Source organism: Amphritea balenae (assembly GCF_003858655.1).
GTDB lineage: Bacteria > Pseudomonadota > Gammaproteobacteria > Pseudomonadales > Balneatricaceae > Amphritea > Amphritea balenae.
Genome location: NZ_RQXV01000017.1, coordinates 23,430 through 45,205 on the forward strand (window position 1 = coordinate 23,430; position 21,776 = coordinate 45,205).

At 49.1% G+C, this 21,776-nt stretch carries 13 protein-coding genes and 1 riboswitch; of the genes, 10 read left to right on the top strand and 3 right to left on the bottom strand.

Annotated features, from left to right (window positions below; genetic code table 11):
• Positions 1-11 precede the first annotated feature (11 nt).
• From EHS89_RS20365 to EHS89_RS20385, 5 genes are all read left to right on the top strand, one after another.
• Positions 12-1,127, top strand: coding sequence for a PilN domain-containing protein (locus tag EHS89_RS20365; protein WP_124928013.1), 1,116 nt, complete (start codon positions 12-14; stop codon positions 1,125-1,127).
• On the top strand, positions 1,124-1,741 hold the full coding sequence (gene gspM / locus EHS89_RS20370) for a type II secretion system protein GspM (RefSeq protein ID WP_124928014.1): 618 nt from the start codon (positions 1,124-1,126) through the stop codon (positions 1,739-1,741). The genes EHS89_RS20365 and gspM overlap by 4 nt, the downstream gene beginning before the upstream one ends.
• Positions 1,738-2,328, top strand: a complete 591-nt coding sequence (locus EHS89_RS20375; protein WP_124928015.1) for a DNA utilization family protein — start codon at positions 1,738-1,740, stop codon at positions 2,326-2,328. Before gspM ends, EHS89_RS20375 begins: the two co-directional genes overlap by 4 nt.
• Before the next feature lie 20 nt (positions 2,329-2,348).
• Positions 2,349-4,517 carry a type II secretion system secretin GspD gene (gene gspD, locus EHS89_RS20380; RefSeq protein WP_211340386.1) on the top strand — a complete coding sequence of 723 codons (2,169 nt, stop codon included), beginning with the start codon at positions 2,349-2,351 and terminating at the stop codon, positions 4,515-4,517.
• A gap of 557 nt (positions 4,518-5,074) precedes the next feature.
• Positions 5,075-9,979 (top strand): prealbumin-like fold domain-containing protein, encoded by a 4,905-nt coding sequence (locus tag EHS89_RS20385; protein ID WP_124928016.1) that lies wholly within the window; start codon positions 5,075-5,077, stop codon positions 9,977-9,979.
• Between the two features lie 79 nt (positions 9,980-10,058).
• Here the strand turns inward: EHS89_RS20385 and EHS89_RS20390 are convergent, their stop codons facing one another.
• The 3 genes from EHS89_RS20390 to EHS89_RS20400 all read right to left on the bottom strand — a co-directional run bounded on the left by EHS89_RS20390 (position 10,059) and on the right by EHS89_RS20400 (position 15,166).
• On the bottom strand, positions 10,059-12,692 hold the full coding sequence (locus EHS89_RS20390; protein WP_170167561.1) for an Ig-like domain-containing protein: 2,634 nt from the start codon (positions 12,690-12,692) through the stop codon (positions 10,059-10,061).
• A gap of 68 nt (positions 12,693-12,760) precedes the next feature.
• A riboswitch (cyclic di-GMP riboswitch) is annotated at positions 12,761-12,844 on the bottom strand.
• A gap of 556 nt (positions 12,845-13,400) precedes the next feature.
• Positions 13,401-13,625: a hypothetical protein gene (locus EHS89_RS20395; RefSeq protein ID WP_124928018.1), complete on the bottom strand. Its 225-nt coding sequence runs from the start codon at positions 13,623-13,625 to the stop codon at positions 13,401-13,403.
• 152 nt (positions 13,626-13,777) lie between these two features.
• Positions 13,778-15,166, bottom strand: a complete 1,389-nt coding sequence (locus EHS89_RS20400; protein WP_211340387.1) for a sigma-54 dependent transcriptional regulator — start codon at positions 15,164-15,166, stop codon at positions 13,778-13,780.
• A gap of 299 nt (positions 15,167-15,465) precedes the next feature.
• Between EHS89_RS20400 and EHS89_RS20405 the strand changes: the two genes are divergently transcribed.
• The 5 genes from EHS89_RS20405 to EHS89_RS20425 all read left to right on the top strand — a co-directional run bounded on the left by EHS89_RS20405 (position 15,466) and on the right by EHS89_RS20425 (position 21,016).
• Positions 15,466-17,091 carry an ExeA family protein gene (locus tag EHS89_RS20405; protein WP_124928019.1) on the top strand — a complete coding sequence of 542 codons (1,626 nt, stop codon included), beginning with the start codon at positions 15,466-15,468 and terminating at the stop codon, positions 17,089-17,091.
• A gap of 9 nt (positions 17,092-17,100) precedes the next feature.
• The gene (locus tag EHS89_RS20410) at positions 17,101-17,808 is read left to right on the top strand and encodes a general secretion pathway protein GspB (RefSeq protein WP_124928020.1); all 708 of its coding nucleotides are present in this window, start codon (positions 17,101-17,103) and stop codon (positions 17,806-17,808) included.
• Positions 17,809-17,880: 72 nt separating this feature from the next.
• Positions 17,881-18,501: a guanylate kinase gene (gmk, locus tag EHS89_RS20415; protein ID WP_124928021.1), complete on the top strand. Its 621-nt coding sequence runs from the start codon at positions 17,881-17,883 to the stop codon at positions 18,499-18,501.
• An 83-nt stretch (positions 18,502-18,584) separates the two neighbouring features.
• Positions 18,585-18,797 carry a DNA-directed RNA polymerase subunit omega gene (gene rpoZ, locus EHS89_RS20420; protein ID WP_124928022.1) on the top strand — a complete coding sequence of 71 codons (213 nt, stop codon included), beginning with the start codon at positions 18,585-18,587 and terminating at the stop codon, positions 18,795-18,797.
• 98 nt (positions 18,798-18,895) lie between these two features.
• Entirely contained in the window at positions 18,896-21,016 is a 2,121-nt protein-coding gene (locus tag EHS89_RS20425; RefSeq protein WP_124928023.1) for a RelA/SpoT family protein, read from the top strand.
• Positions 21,017-21,776 lie beyond the last annotated feature (760 nt).

The following is a 21,776-nucleotide window of genomic DNA, read 5'->3' on the forward strand; positions in this document are numbered from 1 at the left end:
GGGATGCCCCGGTGAGTGGAACAGAACTTCATTCCCGTTCAGGCTCCCGGCTCAGCAAAATGCTGCAAACCAGTAATGAATTCTGGTTGTGGTGGGGGGGGGAACTTGCAGGGTTGGTTCCTGATGCGATACGTAAATACTTTAAGGTGCAGACACGCTCTGTACGTGTCGAATTAATCAATGGCAGTTGTCGACTGCACACCTATAGCGGTAGCCGTTCAGCGCTACTGACCGAATTCCATCTCGATCAGGCCTCGGGCCCTGAAGAACTTGAACAGCGTAAAGCGCTGACTTCGCTCTCCGATCAGGTAGTGTTGCTGTTGCCGGAGCATTATATCCTGCGTAAAACAATCAGCCTGCCGGAAGCAACCCGCAGTAAATTGGCCGATGTGCTGAATTTTGAGATGGATCGGAATACGCCGTTTAAAGCGGAAGAGGTCTATTTCAGCTATCGCATCAGCAGCCATGCGAAGGAGCAGCATAAGATTCAGGTGGAGTTGGCGATTGTCACCCGTGCGGTGCTCGATGAACTGTTAGAACAACTGGCCCGGCAAGGGGTTGAGCCCCGACGCGTAGTACCGCAAGGCGTCGTACCGGAGGAGATAGACAACCCCGCCAATGACCTGCTGCAGCGAGGCGAACCGGGCAAGTCCCAGAACGGACAAGATAGCCGTCAACGTAAGCTATGGCTGCTGATCCTGCTGGGGTTGATCGTGATGGGGGCGTTCTATCAGCGCTACCAACATCAGGCTAATCTGCAGCAGGCGGTGATCGAGCCGCGTGCGCAGGCAGAGCATGCAAAACAGCTGCGAGATGAGTTACAACTACTGCAGGATAATCGGCGCTTCCTAATCGCCAGAAAGGATCCACAAAGCTCCTCTCTGGTACTGTTATCCGAATTGACCCGATTACTTCCCGATACCACCTGGATCAGCCGACTGAACCTTCAGGACGGAACTGTGGTGATACAGGGTGAATCAACTAACGCCTCCGCTCTGATCGCTATTCTGGAAGAGTCCACACTGTTTCAAGATGTGCGCTTCTCCTCTCCGGTCACTATTAATCCGCGTAGCCAGAAAGAGCGATTTTCGATCTCTGCCCGGCAGCGGCAGGCAGGTGCACAATGATGACTCACTGGCCCCGAAAACAGCGTCAATCATTGGCGCTGTTGCTGTTGCTCTTGGTCGTGACGGTAGTGGTGGTCTTTGTTATCCACCCTTTAATGAGCCGCTATATTCAATACGGTGAGTCAATTGATTCCCTCGAACAGCAGCTTGAAACCTACCAGCGCCTGAGTCAGGGGCGCGAGCAAACCGAGCAGCAGCTGCAACAGCTGAAACAGTCCGGCGAAATTGATAATTTCTTTCTGCCGGAAAGTAAGCCGGCGCTGGCGGCGGCCCGGTTACAGCAATATTTGAGTGAGGTAATGCGTACCAGTGGTGGCCAGGTAATGAGTACCCAAATTCTCAACCGTACTGGTGATGAGCCACTCACCCGGGTGGCGATAAAGGTGCACCTGCAGCTGGAGATCAGTGAGCTGGTCAGCCTGCTGCACAGTATTGAATCCGGGCGACCGCTACTGTTTATTGAAGGCCTGAATGTTATTGCCGATGCGCGTACAAAGCGGCGCCCGCAACGACAGAACAACAGCCAACGTACAGCGCAGCCCGTATCTGAAATCCGCTCCTTAGATGTCCGGTTTGATCTGATTGGCTACGCCATACCGGAGGCGACACCATGATTTCCATACATAGCAGCTCCGTTCGCGGGAGTGCGCTGTTTTTCCTGCTGGGCCTATACGTTCTGACCCCGCTAGCTCATAGCGAGGATATTATCCGGGTGGCGGATTCCGCTTTGGCAGAAAGTGTGCCGGAGTATCCGCCACTGCAACAGTATAGTGAGATCAGTTCACGCCCGCTGTTCAACCCCGACCGCAAGCCTCGTCATCAATCGGCTCAATCGGGCGGCGGCAATGCGCAGCAGTTAAGGGAAAACTGGCGTCTGACCGGGGTAATGATCACAGCAGAACAGCTGATGGCGCTGTTTTCAGAGCGCAATGGCAGTAAGCGCCTACGTATAAAAGAAGGTTTGCCGTTGGATGATTCCTGGCAATTGGAACAAGTTACAAAAGATGGCGTAACGCTGGTGTCAGGTGAAGAGAGCGTATGGCTGGAGCTGCATCAGCCTCGGCTACCGTTAATCAAGGATACACCTGATCAAGCTAGGTCATCTAAGAGTGCTCGTAACACAGAAGCAGTGAATACGAGCAGACCCAATAACTCTGGTAATAAGTCTGACTCCCCAGGGGGAAAGGTACAGACAATGTAACCGGGTAAGGATGAAAAGTTATGTGTAGATATAACGAAATGAGGAACTATCTGTTAATTCTGTGTTGTTCAGTGATCGCTGCCTGCACCGCTACACCATCAGATCGTGCGGTGTTAGATAATCCATGGAACCAGCCCCAGAAAGCTTCACTTTTAGAACTCGAGCGGGTCGCAACTGTTCCTGATACTGACCAGAATAGACGTTCGGAACGTTTCTCAACTGAAGCGGTTACCTCGCCCAGCTCAAAATTGCCTTCCTACGAATTGTATCAGGGGGATGGTCGTTTTATGAATCTAGAGCCAGTTACCCGGCCCGAGGCTACAGAGTCTGAGGAAGGAGAGATTACCCTGAATTTTCAGGAAGCAGAAATTGGTGAAGTGGTAAAAACAATTCTGGGCGATATCTTACAACAGAACTTTGCTATCGATGAACGAGTACGGGGAACGGCTTATATTCAGACCAGCGCTCCCATCCCCCGCCGATCACTGATTCCGATACTGGAGCATTTGCTACAGATCAACGGTGCTGCATTAGTGAAAATGCAGGACTTTTATGAAATTGTACCAGCCGATTCGGTACCAGCTAGTATGTTGAAGGTTGATTCCAAGCTATCTGCTGATCGGGGATATCAGGTGCTGATCGTACCCTTGCAATATATATCGGCTAAGGAGATGGTCAAGATCCTGGAGCCGATCAAGCCCAGGCAGGGATTGATCGAGGCGGACGAGCATCGTAATCTGCTGACTCTGGCAGGTACCCAGGAAGAGTTGATCAATCTAAACCAGACCATCAAGGTGTTTGATATCGATCAGCTAATGGGCATGTCAGTTGGCCTGTTTCGCCTGAAATCTGTGAAACCGACGGAGCTAGTAGAGGAGCTTGAAGCGATCTTTGGTGATAGCGCCGATGGGCCTTTGGCCGGGGTGGTCCGATACATGCCGATCGAACGGCTCAACGCTTTACTAGTGATGACCTCCCAACGCAAGTACCTGAAAGATGCAAAAGTATGGATTCAACGTCTCGATCGGGCTGAAACCTCCAGCGGCCTGGGTATGTATGTCTATTATGTGCAAAACGGCAAGGCGGAAAATCTAGCGGAGATGCTGACCAGCTTATTTGACGGGCAACGCCGCAGTAATCGAGGAAGGGAGAACGAAGATGAAAGACCGAGGCAAGCAGTTGTTACGACAACAAACGAGACCGAAATAGAAGGTTCTGATCAAGCTTCCAGCTCAGTTTCAGTTAGTGCTCCTGCTGACCTGAGTGTTGGGGAAGTTAGTATTATTTCAGATGAAGAGAATAATGCCCTGTTGATACTCGCCTCCCCCGGCGACTACGAAAAAGTACTGGGCGCCCTGAATAAGCTTGACGTGCTGCCCTTACAGGTATTGGTCGAAGCGACTATTGTCGAGGTGACTTTGGAAGATGAATTACGTTTCGGCCTGCAATGGTTTTTTAAAAACAGTGTCGGTAACAGAACCGGTCGGGGTACTCTGGGTTCATCTCTGAATGGCTCAGATATTACAGCACCCTTTTCCCCCAGTGCTTCCTATGAGGTCTTTGATGCCGTCAGTACACGGCTACTTCTAACCGCCCTGGCAAAAGACTCCAAGGTTAATGTGATCTCCTCACCCTCCCTGATGGTTCTGGATAACCATACCGCATCTATTCGTGTTGGCGATCAGGTGCCAGTACGTACATCAGAGACGACCAACACTGGCAGTGACGCCCTCAATACCACCAGCCAGATTCAGTTTAAGGATACCGGGGTACTGTTGGAAGTGACTCCTAGGGTAAATGCGGGTGGCATGGTGGTGCTGGACATATCTCAGGAAGTAAACGATGTAGCCGAAACAGCTTCCTCCGAAATTGATTCCCCAACCATTACGCAGCGAAAAATTGATACTAGTGTTGCCGTGCAAAGCGGTGAAACTCTGGTTTTGGGTGGCCTAATCAAAGAAAACAACGAAAACAGCAATGAAGGGGTGCCCGGTGCCCGGCATATTCCGGTATTTGGCTGGCTCTTCAGTAGTGACCGAGAATCTAAAAAACGTACCGAATTGGTCGTATTGATCACACCAACCGCCGTTACCGATCGGACAGAGGCCCGAGATGTAACGCGCGAGTTTAAAAATAAGCTGAAAGGAGTTTTCTCTCCGTCAGAAAAACCATCTGCCAACGTATTGTAAACAACTGGATTACGGGTGTTAAGGGCCCTTAACACCCGTCTTATTACCTCTTTTACTTTATAATCATAGAGTTAATAAATCATCATTTAAATCTGTAAAGTTCCGATTACATCTAGGCTTTTCCCCTTCAGCTCATTTTTTAAAAAACTCTTATATATCAAATCATTGCAACTATGGCCCGGCCTTTGCTACATATCACAACGACGGAAACAGAAGTTTCTGCCTGGATCCCGTCAGTGGAGTAGTCGATGGGACAAGGTTGTAGCTGTGTGGACGGATTTTGGGTGGTAACACGCCCCCGTCGCCTGTTGTATCAGAGGCTTACCGGGGAATAAGGGAACGCCAGTCTGGCTGGCATAAAAAAACCACTCTCCTATGTTTAGGCAGCTATTTATTTTCAAGTGTTCTGGTGATGGCCGCCGTTGCGGTGTTGTACCGAAAAGGGATAACCGGCAGTTGTAGTTGCAACGGTGTATTAGAAGGAGCGACCGAACCGGATCGGAAATTAAATACGCTCTGACAGGTTCAAAGACTGTCAGAGATAGAGGAGGTGGGACATGCGAACGTTCTCATCATTTTTTAAACTTACATCATTTATCATGGGCAGTGTGTTTGCCGCAGCTCTGGTGATAATGATGACTGTTGCTGCGGTGGATTCCCTCGGGGTGTTTGAGCTTGATGGAGATGCGACAGACTTAGCATCAGGTACTGGATCAGCCGGAGACGATTGGTCATCACTTTATATAGATTGTCCTGAAGGGAATGTACGGGATAATCCTCCGGGTGATGATTGTCCTCCGGGACTGTCATCTGTCTTTACCGGGATCATCAACGATGAAAACCCCAGTCCGGTGGATGGTACTCCGGATAGCAGTATTTTCTGGAAAGGTGGTTCCAAGGATATCCATGATGTTCCTGACTGGTGGTTCAAGGCTGGTTCCACACCGGATAAGGACCAGATAACCAATGCCTATGCGGCTGCGTATAGCCTGACCAGCGGAAACGGTATTCATCAGGTCGGTGACCTGATCGTTAACTTTGGTCTGGACCGTTTTGCCAATAATGGTGATGCCCATGCCGGTTTCTGGTTTTTCCATCAGGATGTAGGGCCAGATCCGAGTCGACCATCTCGATTTACCGGGATGCATCAGCAAAAGAATATATCGATTGGACAGCGCGGCGATATTCTGGTGCTGGTCGAGTACCCACAGGGGTCTAATGCAAACCCGCTGATTCGGGTTTACGAGTGGGATCCATTGGATGAGGGTGACGATAATGCTGCGAAAAACCTGCATCAACTGTACGACTCCGATACTTCGGGTCAGTCCGCTACTTGTGGTGTTGGTTCCGGTGGTAATAAGCTGGCATGTGCCATTACCAATGACGGCAGTGTTAATGCGCCCTGGAGCTATACGCCTAAGTCAGGGCCTGGAGGAAGTTTCCCGGCTGAAAGCTTCTACGAGGGTAGTATCAACTTTACCCAGCTGTTGGGTATGACACCCTGCTTTAGCAGCTTCCTGGCAGAAACCCGGGCCTCCCGGTCTGAAGATGCCAAGCTGTGGGACCATGTCGGTGGTGAATTTGATCTGTGTAGCATCGACGTCCTTAAGACTGGAGATACCCTGAGTAAGGTTACAGATCCTGTTGATTATACCTTTAAGATCACCAATACCGGGGCAATTACCCTGTATCAGGATTTTATCATTGATACTTTGCTGGGTGATCTGGTCGACCCTGTTCCTGCTTCTCACCTCTATGTAACCAGTAGTGATTGTGGCCCCCAAGGTGCTGCCTTGCTTGCAGGTCATTACTGTACTATTGAAGCTACTCGGATTGTAGTGGGGGATGAAGCCGATGGTATTTACGATTCGTCTGGTGTTCTGCAGATATTGCCTAACACTCTTAACGTCTCCTATAACAACCAGAGTGACCTGGCCGGTGACAGTGTCGATGGCTCGGATGATCATTCGGTCAACCTGTTCCAGCCAAGCTTTACGCTGGTTAAATCTTGTCCGATTGGTATCGGCAGCGGGGATGGTGAAAGGGCCTGGAAAGTGGGCGAACCACTGGACTTCCGCTTTACCCTGACCAATACCAGTTCATCTGATACCCCGATTATGGAGCTGGGCAGCCTGACCGATCCGCTGTTTGGTGGGAATATTCTGGCGCTGTTGCCACAGGCAAAACAGAATGCGCTGGCTGAGCTGGCGATCGATGAGTCTATCGACTTTGTCTTATCCTATACTCCGAGTTCAAACGATATACCGGGTGTAACCAATACCGCCGATGCGGTGTACAGCCCTCAAGGCTTTACAAACCAAATCGCTGCGAACAACGGTACACCGGCTTCTGTATTCTGTCCGGTAGCACTGCCGGGACCTGCCACTATTCTTATTGAGAAAGAGTTGCGCGGTGGTGGAGGTGTTACGTTCACCTTTACCGGTGGCGGACTGCTGGTACCAGGGCTGACCCCTGTGATCGGTGGCAATACCACAGAATCACCACACGGTGCGGTGCGTGATGCAGCGGTTGATGGCTATGCTGTAACCGGCTCAATTTCTGTATCGACTACGTTTGGTACGTCGACTCAATACACCGTAACAGAATCAGGCTTACCCGCGGGCACTACGTTTGAAAGCGTATCCTGCCGGAATCCAGATGGAGAACTGGATACGGACAGTAGCGCCTCGGGCGCAACAGCAACCATCAATGTGGATGAACTCGAAGTCGTTGTCTGTCGTTTTATTAATATTGTTGAACCGAAGCTGACTCTGGTTAAATCGGTAACCAATGATAACGGCGGCAATGCAGTGCCAGGCGATTTTGAGCTGGTACTGAACGGAGGTATTTATAGCGATACTGTATTTAGCGATGGCGCTATGCCAACCGTTGTTGCTGAAACAGCCTACACTTTGACTGAGAATCCGTTCCCTGGCTACAGTCAGGACGGCGATGTTGCATGTGTCGACGATAATACTGCACAAACGGTATCTCATCCGGTCACACTTGATTTTGGTCAGGAAGTAACCTGTACCGTCGTCAACGATGACATTACTCCGACCATTACGCTGATCAAGGAAGTGGTAAATGACAATGGCGGTAATGCCGGCGTGAATGACTTCGGTCTGAGCATCGGAGGCACTGGTGTTAACTCCGGCGTTACGCTGGATGTAGATGCCAATATAGCCATTGCTCTAACCGAAGCGGGACTAACAGGGTATGAATTCGTATCCATCGGTCAGGGCGGCGGCGATGCGGCGAAATGTCCAGCGGTACTGAACGGTACGGTTACCCTCGATGAGGATGAGCATATTACCTGTACTATTGTCAATGATGACATCGCTCCGAGCATTACGCTGATCAAGGAAGTGATTAATGACAACGGTGGTAATGCCGGCGTGAATGACTTCGGTCTGAGCATTGGCGGTACTGGTGTTAACTCCGGTGAGACTCTGGATGTGGATGCTAATACAGCCATTGCATTGACGGAAGCCGGCCTGACTGGTTACAACTTCGTATCCATCGGTCAGGGTGGTGGCGATTCGGCGAAATGTCCGGCGGTACTGAACGGTACGGTTACCCTCGATGAGGATGAGCATGTTACCTGTACTATCGTTAATGACGACATCACACCGACTATTACGCTGATCAAGGAAGTGATCAATGACAACGGTGGTAATGCCGGCGTGAATGACTTCGGTCTGAGCATCGGTGGTACCGGTGTTAACTCCGGCCTGACTCTGGATGTGGATGCCAATACAGCCATTGCATTGACTGAAGCCGGCCTGACTGGCTACAACTTCGTATCCATCGGTCAGGGTAACGGCGATTCCGCGAAATGTCCGGCTGTACTGAACGGCACAGTCACCCTCAATGAGGACGAGCATGTCACTTGTACCATCGTCAACGACGATATCACTCCGACCATTACGCTGATTAAGCACGTAATTAATGACAATGGCGGTAATGCCGGCGTGAATGACTTCGGTCTGAGCATCGGTGGCGCTGGTGTTAACTCCGGCGTTACGTTGGATGTAGAGGCCAATATAGCCATTGCGCTAACCGAAGTGGGCCTGACAGGGTATGAATTCGTATCCATCGGTCAGGGCAACAACGATTCGGCGAAATGTCCGGCGGTACTGAACGGTACGGTTACCCTCGATGAGGATGAGCATGTTACCTGTACTATCGTTAATGACGACATCACACCGACTATTACGCTGATCAAGGAAGTGATCAATGACAACGGTGGTAATGCCGGCGTGAATGACTTCGGTCTGAGCATCGGTGGCGCTGGTGTTAACTCCGGCCTGACTCTGGATGTAGATGCCAATACAGCCATTGCATTGACTGAAGCCGGCCTGACTGGCTACAACTTCGTATCCATCGGTCAGGGTAACGGCGATTCCGCGAAATGTCCGGCGGTACTGAACGGCACAGTCACCCTCGATGAGGATGAGCATGTTACCTGTACCATCGTCAACGACGATATCACTCCGACCATTACGCTGATTAAGCACGTAATTAATGACAATGGCGGTAATGCCGGCGTGAATGACTTCGGTCTGAGCATCGGTGGCGCTGGTGTTAACTCCGGCGTTACGCTGGATGTAGATGCCAATATAGCCATTGCGCTAACCGAAGCGGGCCTGACAGGGTATGAATTTGTATCCATCGGTCAGGGCAACAACGATTCGGCGAAATGTCCGGCGGTACTGAACGGCACGGTTACCCTCAATGAGGACGAGCATGTCACTTGTACTATCGTCAACGATGACATTACTCCAACCATTACGCTGATCAAGGAAGTCATTAATGACGATGGCGGTACTGCCGGCGTGAATGACTTCGGTCTGAGCATCGGTGGTACTGGTGTTAACTCCGGCGTTACGCTGGATGTAGATGCCAATACAGCCATCGCACTGAACGAGGCAGGTCTGATGGGCTATGAATTCGTATCCATAGGCCAGGGCAACGGCGATTCGGCGAAATGTCCGGCGGTACTGAACGGCACGGTTACCCTCAATGAGGATGAGCATGTCACTTGTACTATCGTCAATGATGACCTGCTAGTTGAGTTCTGTCCTGAACCAGGCGTTAGCGGAAGGCCTAAAGAGCTGACCATGATGTACGACGGTGTCAGCGATAGAACGGGTCCGCAGACCGGTAATGAAGTTGTTATCGATCCGTTCAATGTAGTAGCGCCTGATGAGGTCTATGTCGAGGTCTATACCCACCGGGGTAAACTGGTCCTGACAACCGGTGCTCTAGAGGAAGGTGATAGCTTTAGCTATGCCGGATTCAAGGGCGGTGTTTCACCACGCAGTCGTTTCTTGATCTATGACTATGCGACTGGCGACCTGATACAAACCGTGCAGTTCCATACCTCTTGCTCACAACCGATTAATCTGGGCGATTCGTATGGTTTACTGACCGTTTCTGGGGGCATACTAGGTAAGTAATCTTTACTTAATTGCTTCGAAATAACAAAGGGGCCGCATCAGCGGCCCCTTTTCGTTATCCTGAGTTTGATGACAGGATTTAACGTTTTTTACCGTTGCCTTTGCCCCCGCCGGAACCACCACCAGAGCCGTCGGACAGGAGGCTGATCGATACCGTCGCCGTGGCTGACTTCTTGCCATCACTAATGCTGTAGCTGAAGCTGTCACCATTTTTGAAGCTCTTGGCCGGTGTATAGGTCAGGGTTCCGTTGCTATGCACTATCACACTTCCCTTGTTACCTTCGCTGGCACCAGTCAGTATCAGATTGTCACCATCCGGATCCGAATCATTATTCAGAACGCTGATAGTAACACTCGAACCTTTTGCCACGGCTGCGCCGTCGTTGACTGCAATCGGTGCGCTATTGCTGGACGGTGCCGGGCTAACCGATACCGAAACACTGGCGTTTGCCGAGCCACCCTTGCCATCGCTGATGCTGTAGCTGAAATTTTCCGTACCATTAAAGCCGGCGGATGGCGTGAAAATAATGTTGCTGCCACTGATTGTTGCGCTACCGTTAACGCCGCTGACGGAGCTGATAGTGAGGGAATCACCATCGGCATCGCTATCATTCGACAGCACGTTGATCGACACGCTGTTGCCGGCAATTGTACTGGCGCTGTCATTGTTAGCGACCGGTGCCGTGTTAGACGCTGGATTGCTGACGACATACGTAACGGTGGTGCTGGCTGTCTGACTACCTTTGCTGGCACTGGTTACGATATCGTAGAAACCATCAACGGCACTGCTGGATGACGTAACGGTCAAATGGATCGTAGTGCTCGTACCAGGTGCCAGGTTCAGACTGTTGTGTGACAGACTGCTGTTCCATCCGCTCGGCTGTATGGCTGCCAGATTAAAGCTGGAGCTGGCGCACGCGCTGCTGTCCCGGTTGGTCAGGATCAGGCTGTAGGTTACAGCGGTGCCTGCTTCGACCCAGGCGCTTTCAGAGCTTACCGCCGTCAAGGTTGGGCTGTTGCTGATGCAGCTCTGCTGGTTCAGGTTGACGCTAATCTGGGCACTGTTGCCGTCGAGCCAGGTGGTGTTGAAGCTGACGCCAGCGCTGGAATCGTTGTAGCCGTAACCCTCTTCCAGAGCGGCATCGTAAAAGCTACCACTGCTGCCGGGTGTCATGTCCAGCAGATAGCTACTGTTAGCATTTGACTTGTTACCACTGTGCACGGTAACGCCGTTCAGGAAGTTGATCTGGGTGCCGTATCCACTGAGGCCGCTATCAAAACCTTTGGCTTGGCGGTACTCAAGGTAATACCAGCTGTTTTCACCGGTGGACGGATCAGTGTCTTTTAGAATCTTCAGCGCCTTGGCGGAGCCATTCTGGTCTTCATAGGGCGAGATGGTGTAGTTACCATTACTGGTAACGGTGGTCAGTTCAGGGGCCGAGCCATAGCCTAACCAGCCAAGACGATCCTTCTGGAATGCGTTGAAGTGGCCGTTAAAGCCGGCTCCCATCGTATCCGTAAAATCACCATATTCAGTTACTGAACAGTTGGATCCCAGAGTACTGCTACCGCAATTCAGGTCGTGGGAGTGGCCCAGACCAAAGTTGTGACCCAGCTCGTGGGCAAATATGTTCCATAGATACTGGCCGTTAATCCAGGATTTAGACGGTGCACCGCCGACAGTACCCAGACCGGAAAAACCACAGCTGGAGTTCTGCGGCCACAGATAGATCAGACGATCGTAGTTGGCAGGGTTATAACCGAATTGCTGTGCTTTCTGGTTTGCCAGTGAGCTGTAGGTACCGGTCGGACAACCGGATTTGGATGCGCTAATCGTCATCCAGTTGGTTACATCGGAGTTTAGCCAGGTCTGCCCGTAAGAGTTTTCGACCATGAAGTCGTTAACTTTACCCTTTACCAGGCTACTGATCTGTGCCTGTGACCATGGCTGAGAGCTGTCATCCTGAAAGTTAACCAGCATCACCAGAGTACGTTGCTCGCCTAAACTGTTAGCCACCGGCCCCGGCTCACCGCCGTTGCCACTGCCATCCAGCGCTAAGGTCTGGATACCGGTGTCATCGGCAGCCAGAACGATGTTGCCGTCGCTGTTGCCGGACTCATCTTCAGTGCTGAGCAGGACGCCATCAATACTGACGTTGTCGCCCTGCATAAATTGCGCGGGATGTCCGGCAAAGTTCAGGCGGAAGCGCTCGCCGAAAGGAGTATTCAGGTAGTGGCGCAGTTCATGACTGCCATCGGCAAAATCCGCATAAAGAACTTCCAGTTCGCCGCTGCTGGCAAAACGTTGCTCCAGCTTTTCCAGAACCGCAGGGGGCATTCCGATCTGTTTCTCTTCGGGTATCGCAATCGTTAACGCTTCAACTGGATTGGTGCGAGCTAGTTCGGTCAGCATCGCTTGGCGGGCTTCAGCCCTGGCAATCAGTTTTTCCAGTGCGGCGGCTTTGTTCGCGGCACCTTTAGCCTGCGCCCACTGTTTATGAGCATTGATAAATGATTCGGTAGATTCGATTGCGGCTTTACGTTGTGCTGCGGGATTGTTTGTTGCTACTTGCTGGCCATGGCCAGCTGAATGATCTGCTGAATGAGCGTGCTCAGGTTGCTGTGCTACAGCATTGGCGCTTGCGAAAGCTACGGCAGCGCTCAAGCTGAGGCTGGCGATGGTTATTGCGAAACGGGGCCTAAGTTGGCTCATGTAAAGATCTCCCCTGTAAATCAGGTTGAAGATCCTCATTCAGGCTGGCCCGAAGTTGCTAACTCTCATTCGGTAGTCCGGCTACTCCTATTAAATGTAGGAGTCCGTGACTTTGCGCAGCCTGTACACTTCAGGCTTTGCCTTTTCGTGAGAGGATCTGTCAATAGTTTAAGTACTGTCTGCGATCAGAAATCGCTCTTTTGCTATCAACCAGAATCGCTTTATGTTCTGATCTATCTAGCCCGGGATATGACCCGGCATCCATTGCCCGGCTTCATATGCACAGACCAGACCACAAAACATTGATTGTTTTTTAATCAACAAGTTACTTGTGACATGTTTCGCTAATTACTGCCATTAATTGAAAATACAGCTGAAGGTTAATAGATAACGTCGCTGTATTTTTCAGACTGACTAGATATTTAATTGATGGAAGACAAAGAAAAGCATTAATACAGGGAGGGAAAAGTCGATCTGTTTTATTCTTATATATTGTAAGACGATGCTTTATATAGCTATTTATTGTTAATCAGAATTTACAATAAGTATAAATTGTTATTATTTCTTAACATTAAATATGTCGCCGATTGTAAACAGCTTTTTATGCATAAAAAACAAGCAACTGATTTTATTAAGTTTTTACTGTATTACATCAGAGACAGAAGAGGGTTTTAATAAATAATACCAGATCAATACAACCAATCGGGTTCAATGATAATACTCGTTATCAGGTATACATTCATCCCATAACCAGACATACCGGGGATATTGCTCAATCGAGTTAAGTAACAGAGTATCAAGAAACAGCGCGTCCGACAGATCTATATTTTGCATATCCGCCCAGGAAGAATCACCCGCTATAGATCGAGCAGACTCTAATCTGTCTTCCTGTTTTTTATCCGGCTTCCCTGCTGGGGGCTGACGCTTCTGCATAGTAATACTCCAACTTATACATTAAGTACAGCAAAGCTGGGGCCAAAAATACAAAGCATTGATTTATATGAACTTATAAAGTGTTATTGAACAGTATACTACTGAATTGCAAAGCAGAACTTACAACCTATTGATTTTGCTGTAACCCCTGCTTAACGACGCAAATGATGCTTATCAAGCAGGTTATAAAGAGTCACTCTGGAAACACCCAGACTAAGTGCAGCCTTAGTAATATTATTTCCCGAAGCCAGCATGCCCTTCTGGAGCATATCTTTCTCTGCTCTGCTTCTTACCTCTTCTAAAGTATAGATCAAAGGTGCTGCCAGTTGTTCCTCCAGCCCCAGATCCTCTGCGGTAATCAACTTATGTTCACCCATCACTAAAGCCCGACGGATCCGGTTGATAAGCTCCCGGACATTTCCGGGCCAGTGGTACTGACTCATGTACTCCAGTGCATCACGACTGAACCCCCGCGCAGGACTATTACCTTCCTGCTTAAGGTGTTGAAAGAAGTACTGCGCTAATAATGGAATATCTTCGACCCGTTCCCGCAGTGCCGGAACCTGAATATTAAGCACATTCAGGCGAAAGTAGAGATCTTCCCGGAAAGCTCCCTGAGTCACCATTTCTGCCAGATTGACATGAGTCGCAGCTATTACTCTGGCATTTACGCCAAAGGTTTTACTGCTACCGAGCCGTTCGATTGTTTTTTCCTGTAAAAAGCGTAATAAGTAGGTCTGTAGCTCAAGAGGCAGATCCCCCACCTCATCAAGAAATATCGTACCGTTATTTGCCGACTCTATCCGGCCAATGTTCTGTCGATGCGCTCCGGTAAAAGCACCCTTTTCATGCCCGAATAGCTCTGAATGGATTAAAGTATCAGGCAACGCGCCACAATTGACCGGAATAAAAGGCCCTCTGGAACGATCCGAACGAATATGTAACGCCTGGGCGATCAGCTCCTTTCCGGTACCACTTTCTCCGGTTATCAACACCGGGGCATCGGTTGCAGCTACCTTACGAATCTGACCAAAGATATTCAGAATAGCCTCGCTGCCACCAACCATCTGACACTCCAGCTCATAGTGTTCAGCTTTTGCTAATGGCGTATCCAATACCTCAATCCCATATGCATGACCAAGGGTGGACTGCAGCCGGGTTACACTTTCAACTTCTGGTAACGGCAACGTATGATAGTCATAAAACAGGTCATGAATCAGCTTTCGAATCGTTGGATGATCAAGAGATGGTTTATGTAGTAAAGCGATCCAGTTTGTATGCGGTGTATCATTCACCAGATGCTGCACCTGGTCATATTGCATAGCAGTGAGATTATCCAGTTGCACCAACCCCACCGGAAATGGGTTGTTTTCAAGGATTTCCTGAGCCAGCTTCGGCTCAGATACTTTTTGGAAATGCCATTTTGATAAAACCTGCTCTGGAAACTGAATCGATTCATTTGAACCAAGATCCAGATAAAGCACTTTGCGCGACAGATCCAACGAATCGCCTGTGTATCCCCCCCTTGTAGTAAATGCCATGGGGATTACACTCCATATACTTCTATATTGTGCTGCTAATTTTAGTTTATAACCTGCCCTATAATTCATATATCTTTTCATATAGCACTCGCTCTGCGTGCTATAAATTCATGCAAACCTTATTTAACAGTTTTTTAATATGTTGTGTTAACTATTGTTTACATTATATTTATTATTGTGTCTCTATTTCACCAACAAATATATTGCTGACACCTACCTATAAAACAATTAAATAATCAATCGCGTAAAAAACTATTTTAAGTTCTATAGTTAAAAATACCTGAATAAAGGTATCTATCATGTATAGCAATTATTTTGGAATGGACGAACCGCCATTCTCAATTGCGCCAAATCCACGATACCTGTTTCTCAGCAAGCAACATCGAGAAGCTCTGGCGCACCTCTTATACGGAATTAGCAGCAATGGAGGCTTTGTACTGTTAACCGGTGAAGTTGGAACCGGAAAAACGACAGTCTGTCGAGCCCTGCTGGATCAACTACCTGAAAACACGGATGTCGCACTGATTCTGAACCCCAAATTCAGTAGTGAAGAGCTACTGGCTGCAATCTGTGACGAGCTGAAGATAAGCTACCCTGATTCAGACGATATCCGGTTGAAAGACTATGTAGATGCTCTTAACAGTTATTTATTGAATGCCCATGCTCAGGGTCGTAATACTGTTCTGATTCTTGACGAAGCACAGAACCTTGGTGTCAGCGTTCTGGAACAGATTCGCTTGCTAACTAACCTCGAGACCGACTGCAGTAAGCTGCTACAGATTGTCCTGATTGGCCAGCCAGAATTACTCAACCAGCTACAGCGATCTGAACTCAGGCAGTTATCACAACGTATTACCGCTCGATTCCATCTCGGCGCACTGAATCGCAGTGAACTGGAGTCCTATATTAGCCATCGACTTTCTGTCGCAGGCGTTCAGGGAAAATTATTTCCAGACTCAACCATTAACAAGCTCTATCGTATAACTCATGGTATTCCTCGCCTTATAAATATTGTATGTGACAGAGCTCTGCTGGGGGCATTTGTTGAACGCCATAACCGTGTAGAAATCAGCGTCCTGAATAAAGCGGCTGAAGAAGCCCTTGGCGAAAAAAGTACAACCTGGCCGACAGCATTTAACTGGCAAATGGTAGCTCTCATGATTATGGCTATCGTAGCGCTATCCTGGAGCTTCAGAGTCCAGCTCAGTGACTGGACTTCAAATTTTGGAGCGGCTCTTAATCCAGGCATTATCGCAGCCGAAAACAACATAACTTCAGTCGCAGGTCCTGCCCCTGCAACATTGCTAGCAACTAAAAGCTTCACAGGGGAGGCAGAAGAACAACTTAATCAGGTATTAGCATACCGCGCTCTTTTCCGGCTCTGGGGTATCAACTACCAGCCCAGAAAAAACCCGATCATCTGTAAATATGCCCGAAAGGTTGGTTATGATTGCCTGTTCAGCAGTGGCTCTATTGAACGGCTGTTAGAACTGAATCGCCCTGCTGTAATCAAACTGGCCAATAGTTATGGTGATTTCTACGCCACCCTGACCTCAGTTAAAAACGGCCGGGCTCGACTGATAATTGATGAACAGCTACTGGAACTCCCCCTGTCTGACCTCAATCCATTCTGGCGTAATACCTACACTGTATTCTGGCAATTGCCACCCGGCTATGACGGTATGATACAGCCGGGGATTCAACAGCAGAATATTCTCTGGCTAACCAAACAAATGGCTAAGATAAACGGTTCAGAAGTAACCTCCGACAACAGTTTTTTCTATGGCCCACCACTGGTCAGACAAGTTAAACAATTCCAGCTGAGCAAAGGACTGCTTGCAGATGGAATCATTGGACCAAGAACGGCTATTCACCTGAACACAGCGACCCAATTGAAAGTCCCAAAACTGATACAGGACGGTTGAGGTAATACTATGTCCTACATTCTTGATGCCCTGAAACAATCAGATAAACAGCGTCCTACCAGTCAGATCACAACGCCAAAATTGCCTGATCATGTAGCCCATTCCCAGACTCTGCCGCGCTGGCTGTTTCTCTGTATTTTAGTATTGCTCGTCATTGTTAGCCTCAACCAGTTCAAGAGCGCTGAACCCACAACGGCTGCAGCCACCCTACCTCAGCCTTTGCAGCAAATATCGACAGCACCAATAACTGACCAAACGGATCACCAGGCCCTGCTGGGCGTCAGAATTGAGCTGACAGAACCTGAACCTGTTTCAACACCAAAGCCTGCGCCAAAACTAGCAACGATTAATCCTCAGCCAGAGGCCCAACCTGCCCGGCCGGCCCGGACAGAAGAGATTACTATCGCTCCTGCCACACCCGCAAAGCCAGTGCTGGTAGCGCCTAAGCCGGTTGCTCTATCAGAAACAGATGCAACGAATAAAGATCAGATTCCACACTGGCGTCAGTTACCCCCAGAGATTCAACGTGGGCTCACCGGTTTAAAATTTAGTGTTCATATCTATGCCAATAATCCAGATGCCCGAATGGTAAAAATTAATGGCCAGATGTTCCGTCAGGGACAGCAGATATCAGATAGTTTGCAGCTCAATGAGATCACCAGACGAGGTGTTATCCTTGAATTCAGGGGCCACCGGTTCCGCATGAATCCGATCTGATCCGGTCGCTAGCGTAAGCAGAATAAGGTATATTCTCGCCTTAACACATTAAAGATCGGTAATTTCAGTCTCATGAAACAACTTGGAACGCTGTTCGTTATTTCCGCACCTTCCGGCGCAGGTAAAACCAGCCTGGTTAAAGCTCTTCTGGAACAAGATAAGCAAGTATGTGTATCTGTTTCCCATACAACCCGTGAGATGCGTCCTGGCGAAGAGAACGGCAAAGACTACAATTTTGTACCAATGGAACAGTTCAATCAGATGATTGAGCAAAGCCAGTTCCTGGAGTTTGCCGAAGTATTTACCAATAAATATGGCACCTCTCAACTCTGGGTTGAAGAACAGTTACAACAAGGTAAAGACGTCATTCTTGAGATCGACTGGCAAGGCGCACAGCAGGTACGTCGCTTAATGCCTGAATGTGTTTCTGTTTTCATCTTGCCACCGTCAACCGATGAACTGCGCAATCGTCTGACCGGGCGAGGTACTGATTCCGACGAAGTTATTAACCACCGGATGTCTGAAGCACTAAGTGAAATGAGCCATTACGGCGAATATCAGTACCTGATCATCAATGATGAATTCAGTACTGCACTACAGGATCTTCAGGCAGTATTTACTGCTCGTCGCCTTGAGTTGGACAAACAGCAATTAAAACTTTCGTCACTGCTCAGCGGGCTCTTGTCAGAATAGGCTGTCTCAGGTAGACTGGCCGGCTCTCCGAATCAGGTCTGAATTATGGCCTGAATGACTGAATTTAAAGACCGAGGTCGCCAATGGCACGCGTAACTGTTGAAGATTGTCTGGAACATGTAGACAACCGTTTTGAACTGGTAATGATTGCATCTAAGCGTGCTCGCCAGATCGCTACCGGTGGTAAAGACCCTAAAGTTGACTGGGAAAATGATAAGCCAACAGTGGTTGCTTTACGTGAAATTGCTGAAGAACATATCAATGTTTCCATTCTGGATGAACGCGAAGAAGATTAACCCTTTTTCCAACGGCTTTTATAAGGCATCATCACTATAGTTTCTGTTATTTTGTCGTTCTGACTATAGAGCGGCTATAAGAGGCATAGGAGTGATTGATGCCAACTGTTGATGCGCTTTCTGATCGTCTAACCGAATACCTGGATCTGCAACAGATCAAGGCGGTTAGACGTGCTTATTTCTACGCTGAACAAGCGCATGATGGTCAACGTCGCAAAAGCGGCGAACCTTATGTGACTCACCCCTTAGCAGTAGCTTCAATTCTTGCCGGCATGCATATGGATCATCAGAGTCTGATGGCCGCCATGCTACACGATGTAATCGAAGACACCGAAGTCTCCCGCGACGGACTGGAAGGCCAGTTTGGTCAGGCGGTTACTGATATCGTAGATGGCGTCAGTAAGCTGACCCATCTGGAATTTGAAACTCGCGCCGAAGCTCAGGCTGAAAACTTTCAAAAGATGGTTTTGGCTATGGCAGTCGATATCCGGGTAATACTGGTAAAACTGGCAGACCGGTTACATAACATGCGTACTCTGGGTGCGATGCCCCCTGAGAAGCAACGTCGAATAGCCAGAGAAACCCTGGATATCTATGCCCCGGTAGCTGCCCGCTTAGGCATGCGGGACCTACAACTAGAGCTCGAAGATCTGGCATTTCAGTCGTACCACCCGATGCGTGCTAAATATATCCGCCGCGCTGTCGTTCAGGCACGGGGACAACGTAAAGATGTCATTACCTCCATTGAAGAGGCCCTGAGAAATCGCCTGAAACAAGAAGGCATGGGCGGTAGTGTGAGTGGTAGAGAAAAACACTTGTACAGCATCTATAGCAAAATGAAATCTAAAGGGATTTCATTTGCAGAAATAATGGATGTATTCGCCTTCCGGGTAGTCACCGATTCAGTCGACGACTGTTATCGTGCTTTGGGGGTTGTGCATAACCTGTACAAACCGGTTCCCGGACGCTTTAAAGACTACATCGCCATCCCTAAAGCCAACGGTTATCAATCACTGCATACCGACCTCTTTGGTGCCCGTGACATCACCATCGAAGTACAGATTCGTACCAAAGAGATGGATGCTGTCGCCAGTCAGGGTATTGCCGAACATAGCCACTATAAAATCTATGGCGATTCGAATTCTGCTATCGATGGCTATAACCGGGCCCGTAAGTGGGTGCAGGGCTTGCTGGAAATGCAAAAGCGCGCCGGTAACTCAATGGAGTTTATCGAAACGGTTAAATCGGACCTGTTCCCGGATGAAGTCTATGTCTTTTCCCCTAAGGGACGGATCTACGAACTACCCCAGGGTGCAACCGCCGTTGACTTCGCCTATGCGGTACATACCGATGTAGGTAACTCATGTGTATCCTGTCGCATTAATCGCCACCTGTCACCGCTCTCACAGCCATTACAGAGCGGACAAACGGTAGAGATTATTACCACACCCAGTGCTCAGCCTAATATGGCCTGGCTTAACTTTGTTATTACCGGTAAGGCACGCTCTGCTATCCGACACTTTATCAAAGTACAACATCGTGGTGAGTCGATCGAACTGGGTCGCCGCTTGTTAACCCAGTTCCTGACCAATTATGGCTCAAGCCTCGACGATATTGATCCGATAGCATTGAGTACGCTGCTTGAAGAGGCTAATTTCAAGACCTTTGATGAGTTGTTAGAAGACATCGGCATGGGCAATCGTATGGCTTACGTCGTAGCCCGCCGTCTACGCCCTGTAGAAGCGTCTGATAACGCCGAGCAAGATGATTCTGACAGTAAGGCAACGCTATCCATACAAGGCACCGAGGGGATGGTACTGCACTATGCCCGCTGCTGCGGCCCAATACCCGGCGATACAATTACCGGCCATATAAGCACCGGACGGGGCCTGGTTATTCACCGGACAGACTGTCGCAATATCGCCTTTATGAAAGATGATGCGGAGAAATGTGTCTATCTTGAATGGGCCAACACGATCGATGAAGAATTCATCGTCAACCTGGACCTTAAAGTCGAGCCCGAACGCGGCCTTATCGCAACACTGGCAACAACTGCTGCCGGCGCCAGCGCCAATGTTCTGAAGATTGATATCACTGAAACCGATGATGCACTGAATACTGTACACATGGACCTGACCGTCAAAGACCGGGTACATCTGGCAACGGTAATGCGCAAACTTAAAGCGCTTACAGCCGTGTACAAGCTCATACGGGTTTAATCTTCAACCAGCTCGTCTTAAAACGCACCTTAGGGTGCGTTTTTTTGTGCCTTAAGCATCGTAACGCGATCGTTTCACTTATCCGTACTGAGGGCCGAGATCCGATCGTTTCACTTGTCCGTACTGAGAGTCGAGATCCGATCGTTTCACTTGTCCGAACGCTGCGCTTGTCCGATGCGGCTTCGCCGCGTCCGAAAGAGCGGAAAAGATAAGAGATAAGAGATAAGAGATAAGAGATAAGAGATAAGAGATAAGAGATAAGAGATAAGAGCGATTTACCACAGAGGACACAGAGAGCACAGAGAGGGTCAAAAAAGACCTCAAGAGTTAGAGCTATAAGATAAATGCTATCGGTGCAGGACCCTTTGTGATTTTTCTTTTCCTCGGTGTCCTCTGTGATCTCTGTGGTGAAAATTGTTTTTAAGGCTGGTTAGCAGCTTGCTTCGTAACCGGACAAGTAGCGCAGCTACGATCGGACAAATGAAATGCTCGGACACGGCGCGTAGCGCCATTCGACTAGCGAAGCGATCGCTTTTATATCGGACAAGTTGCGCAGCAACGTTCGGACGCGGCGAAGCCGCATCGGACACAGCGCGCAGCGCTAATCGGACTAGCGAAGCGGTCGGTTTTATACCGGACTAGCCTGCGTTCTGAAACGAAAAAACCCCAACACAGCGTGTTGGGGTTTTTCGTAATTAGGTGCTTGGCGATGACCTACTCTCGCATAGGGAATCCCTACACTACCATTGGCGCTAAGACG

Bases quoted from the DNA above. Each gene is read 5' to 3' on its own strand.
- EHS89_RS20410 (WP_124928020.1), top strand. From the start codon at position 17,101: ATGTCCTACATTCTTGATGCCCTGAAACAATCAGATAAACAGCGTCCT.
- EHS89_RS20400 (WP_211340387.1), bottom strand. From the start codon at position 15,166: ATGGCATTTACTACAAGGGGGGGATACACAGGCGATTCGTTGGATCTG.
- EHS89_RS20390 (WP_170167561.1), bottom strand. From the start codon at position 12,692: ATGAGCCAACTTAGGCCCCGTTTCGCAATAACCATCGCCAGCCTCAGC.
- gspD (WP_211340386.1), top strand. From the start codon at position 2,349: ATGTGTAGATATAACGAAATGAGGAACTATCTGTTAATTCTGTGTTGT.
- EHS89_RS20405 (WP_124928019.1), top strand. From the start codon at position 15,466: ATGTATAGCAATTATTTTGGAATGGACGAACCGCCATTCTCAATTGCG.
- EHS89_RS20395 (WP_124928018.1), bottom strand. From the start codon at position 13,625: ATGCAGAAGCGTCAGCCCCCAGCAGGGAAGCCGGATAAAAAACAGGAA.
- EHS89_RS20425 (WP_124928023.1), top strand. From the start codon at position 18,896: ATGCCAACTGTTGATGCGCTTTCTGATCGTCTAACCGAATACCTGGAT.
- EHS89_RS20375 (WP_124928015.1), top strand. From the start codon at position 1,738: ATGATTTCCATACATAGCAGCTCCGTTCGCGGGAGTGCGCTGTTTTTC.
- gspM (WP_124928014.1), top strand. From the start codon at position 1,124: ATGATGACTCACTGGCCCCGAAAACAGCGTCAATCATTGGCGCTGTTG.
- gmk (WP_124928021.1), top strand. From the start codon at position 17,881: ATGAAACAACTTGGAACGCTGTTCGTTATTTCCGCACCTTCCGGCGCA.
- EHS89_RS20385 (WP_124928016.1), top strand. From the start codon at position 5,075: ATGCGAACGTTCTCATCATTTTTTAAACTTACATCATTTATCATGGGC.
- rpoZ (WP_124928022.1), top strand. From the start codon at position 18,585: ATGGCACGCGTAACTGTTGAAGATTGTCTGGAACATGTAGACAACCGT.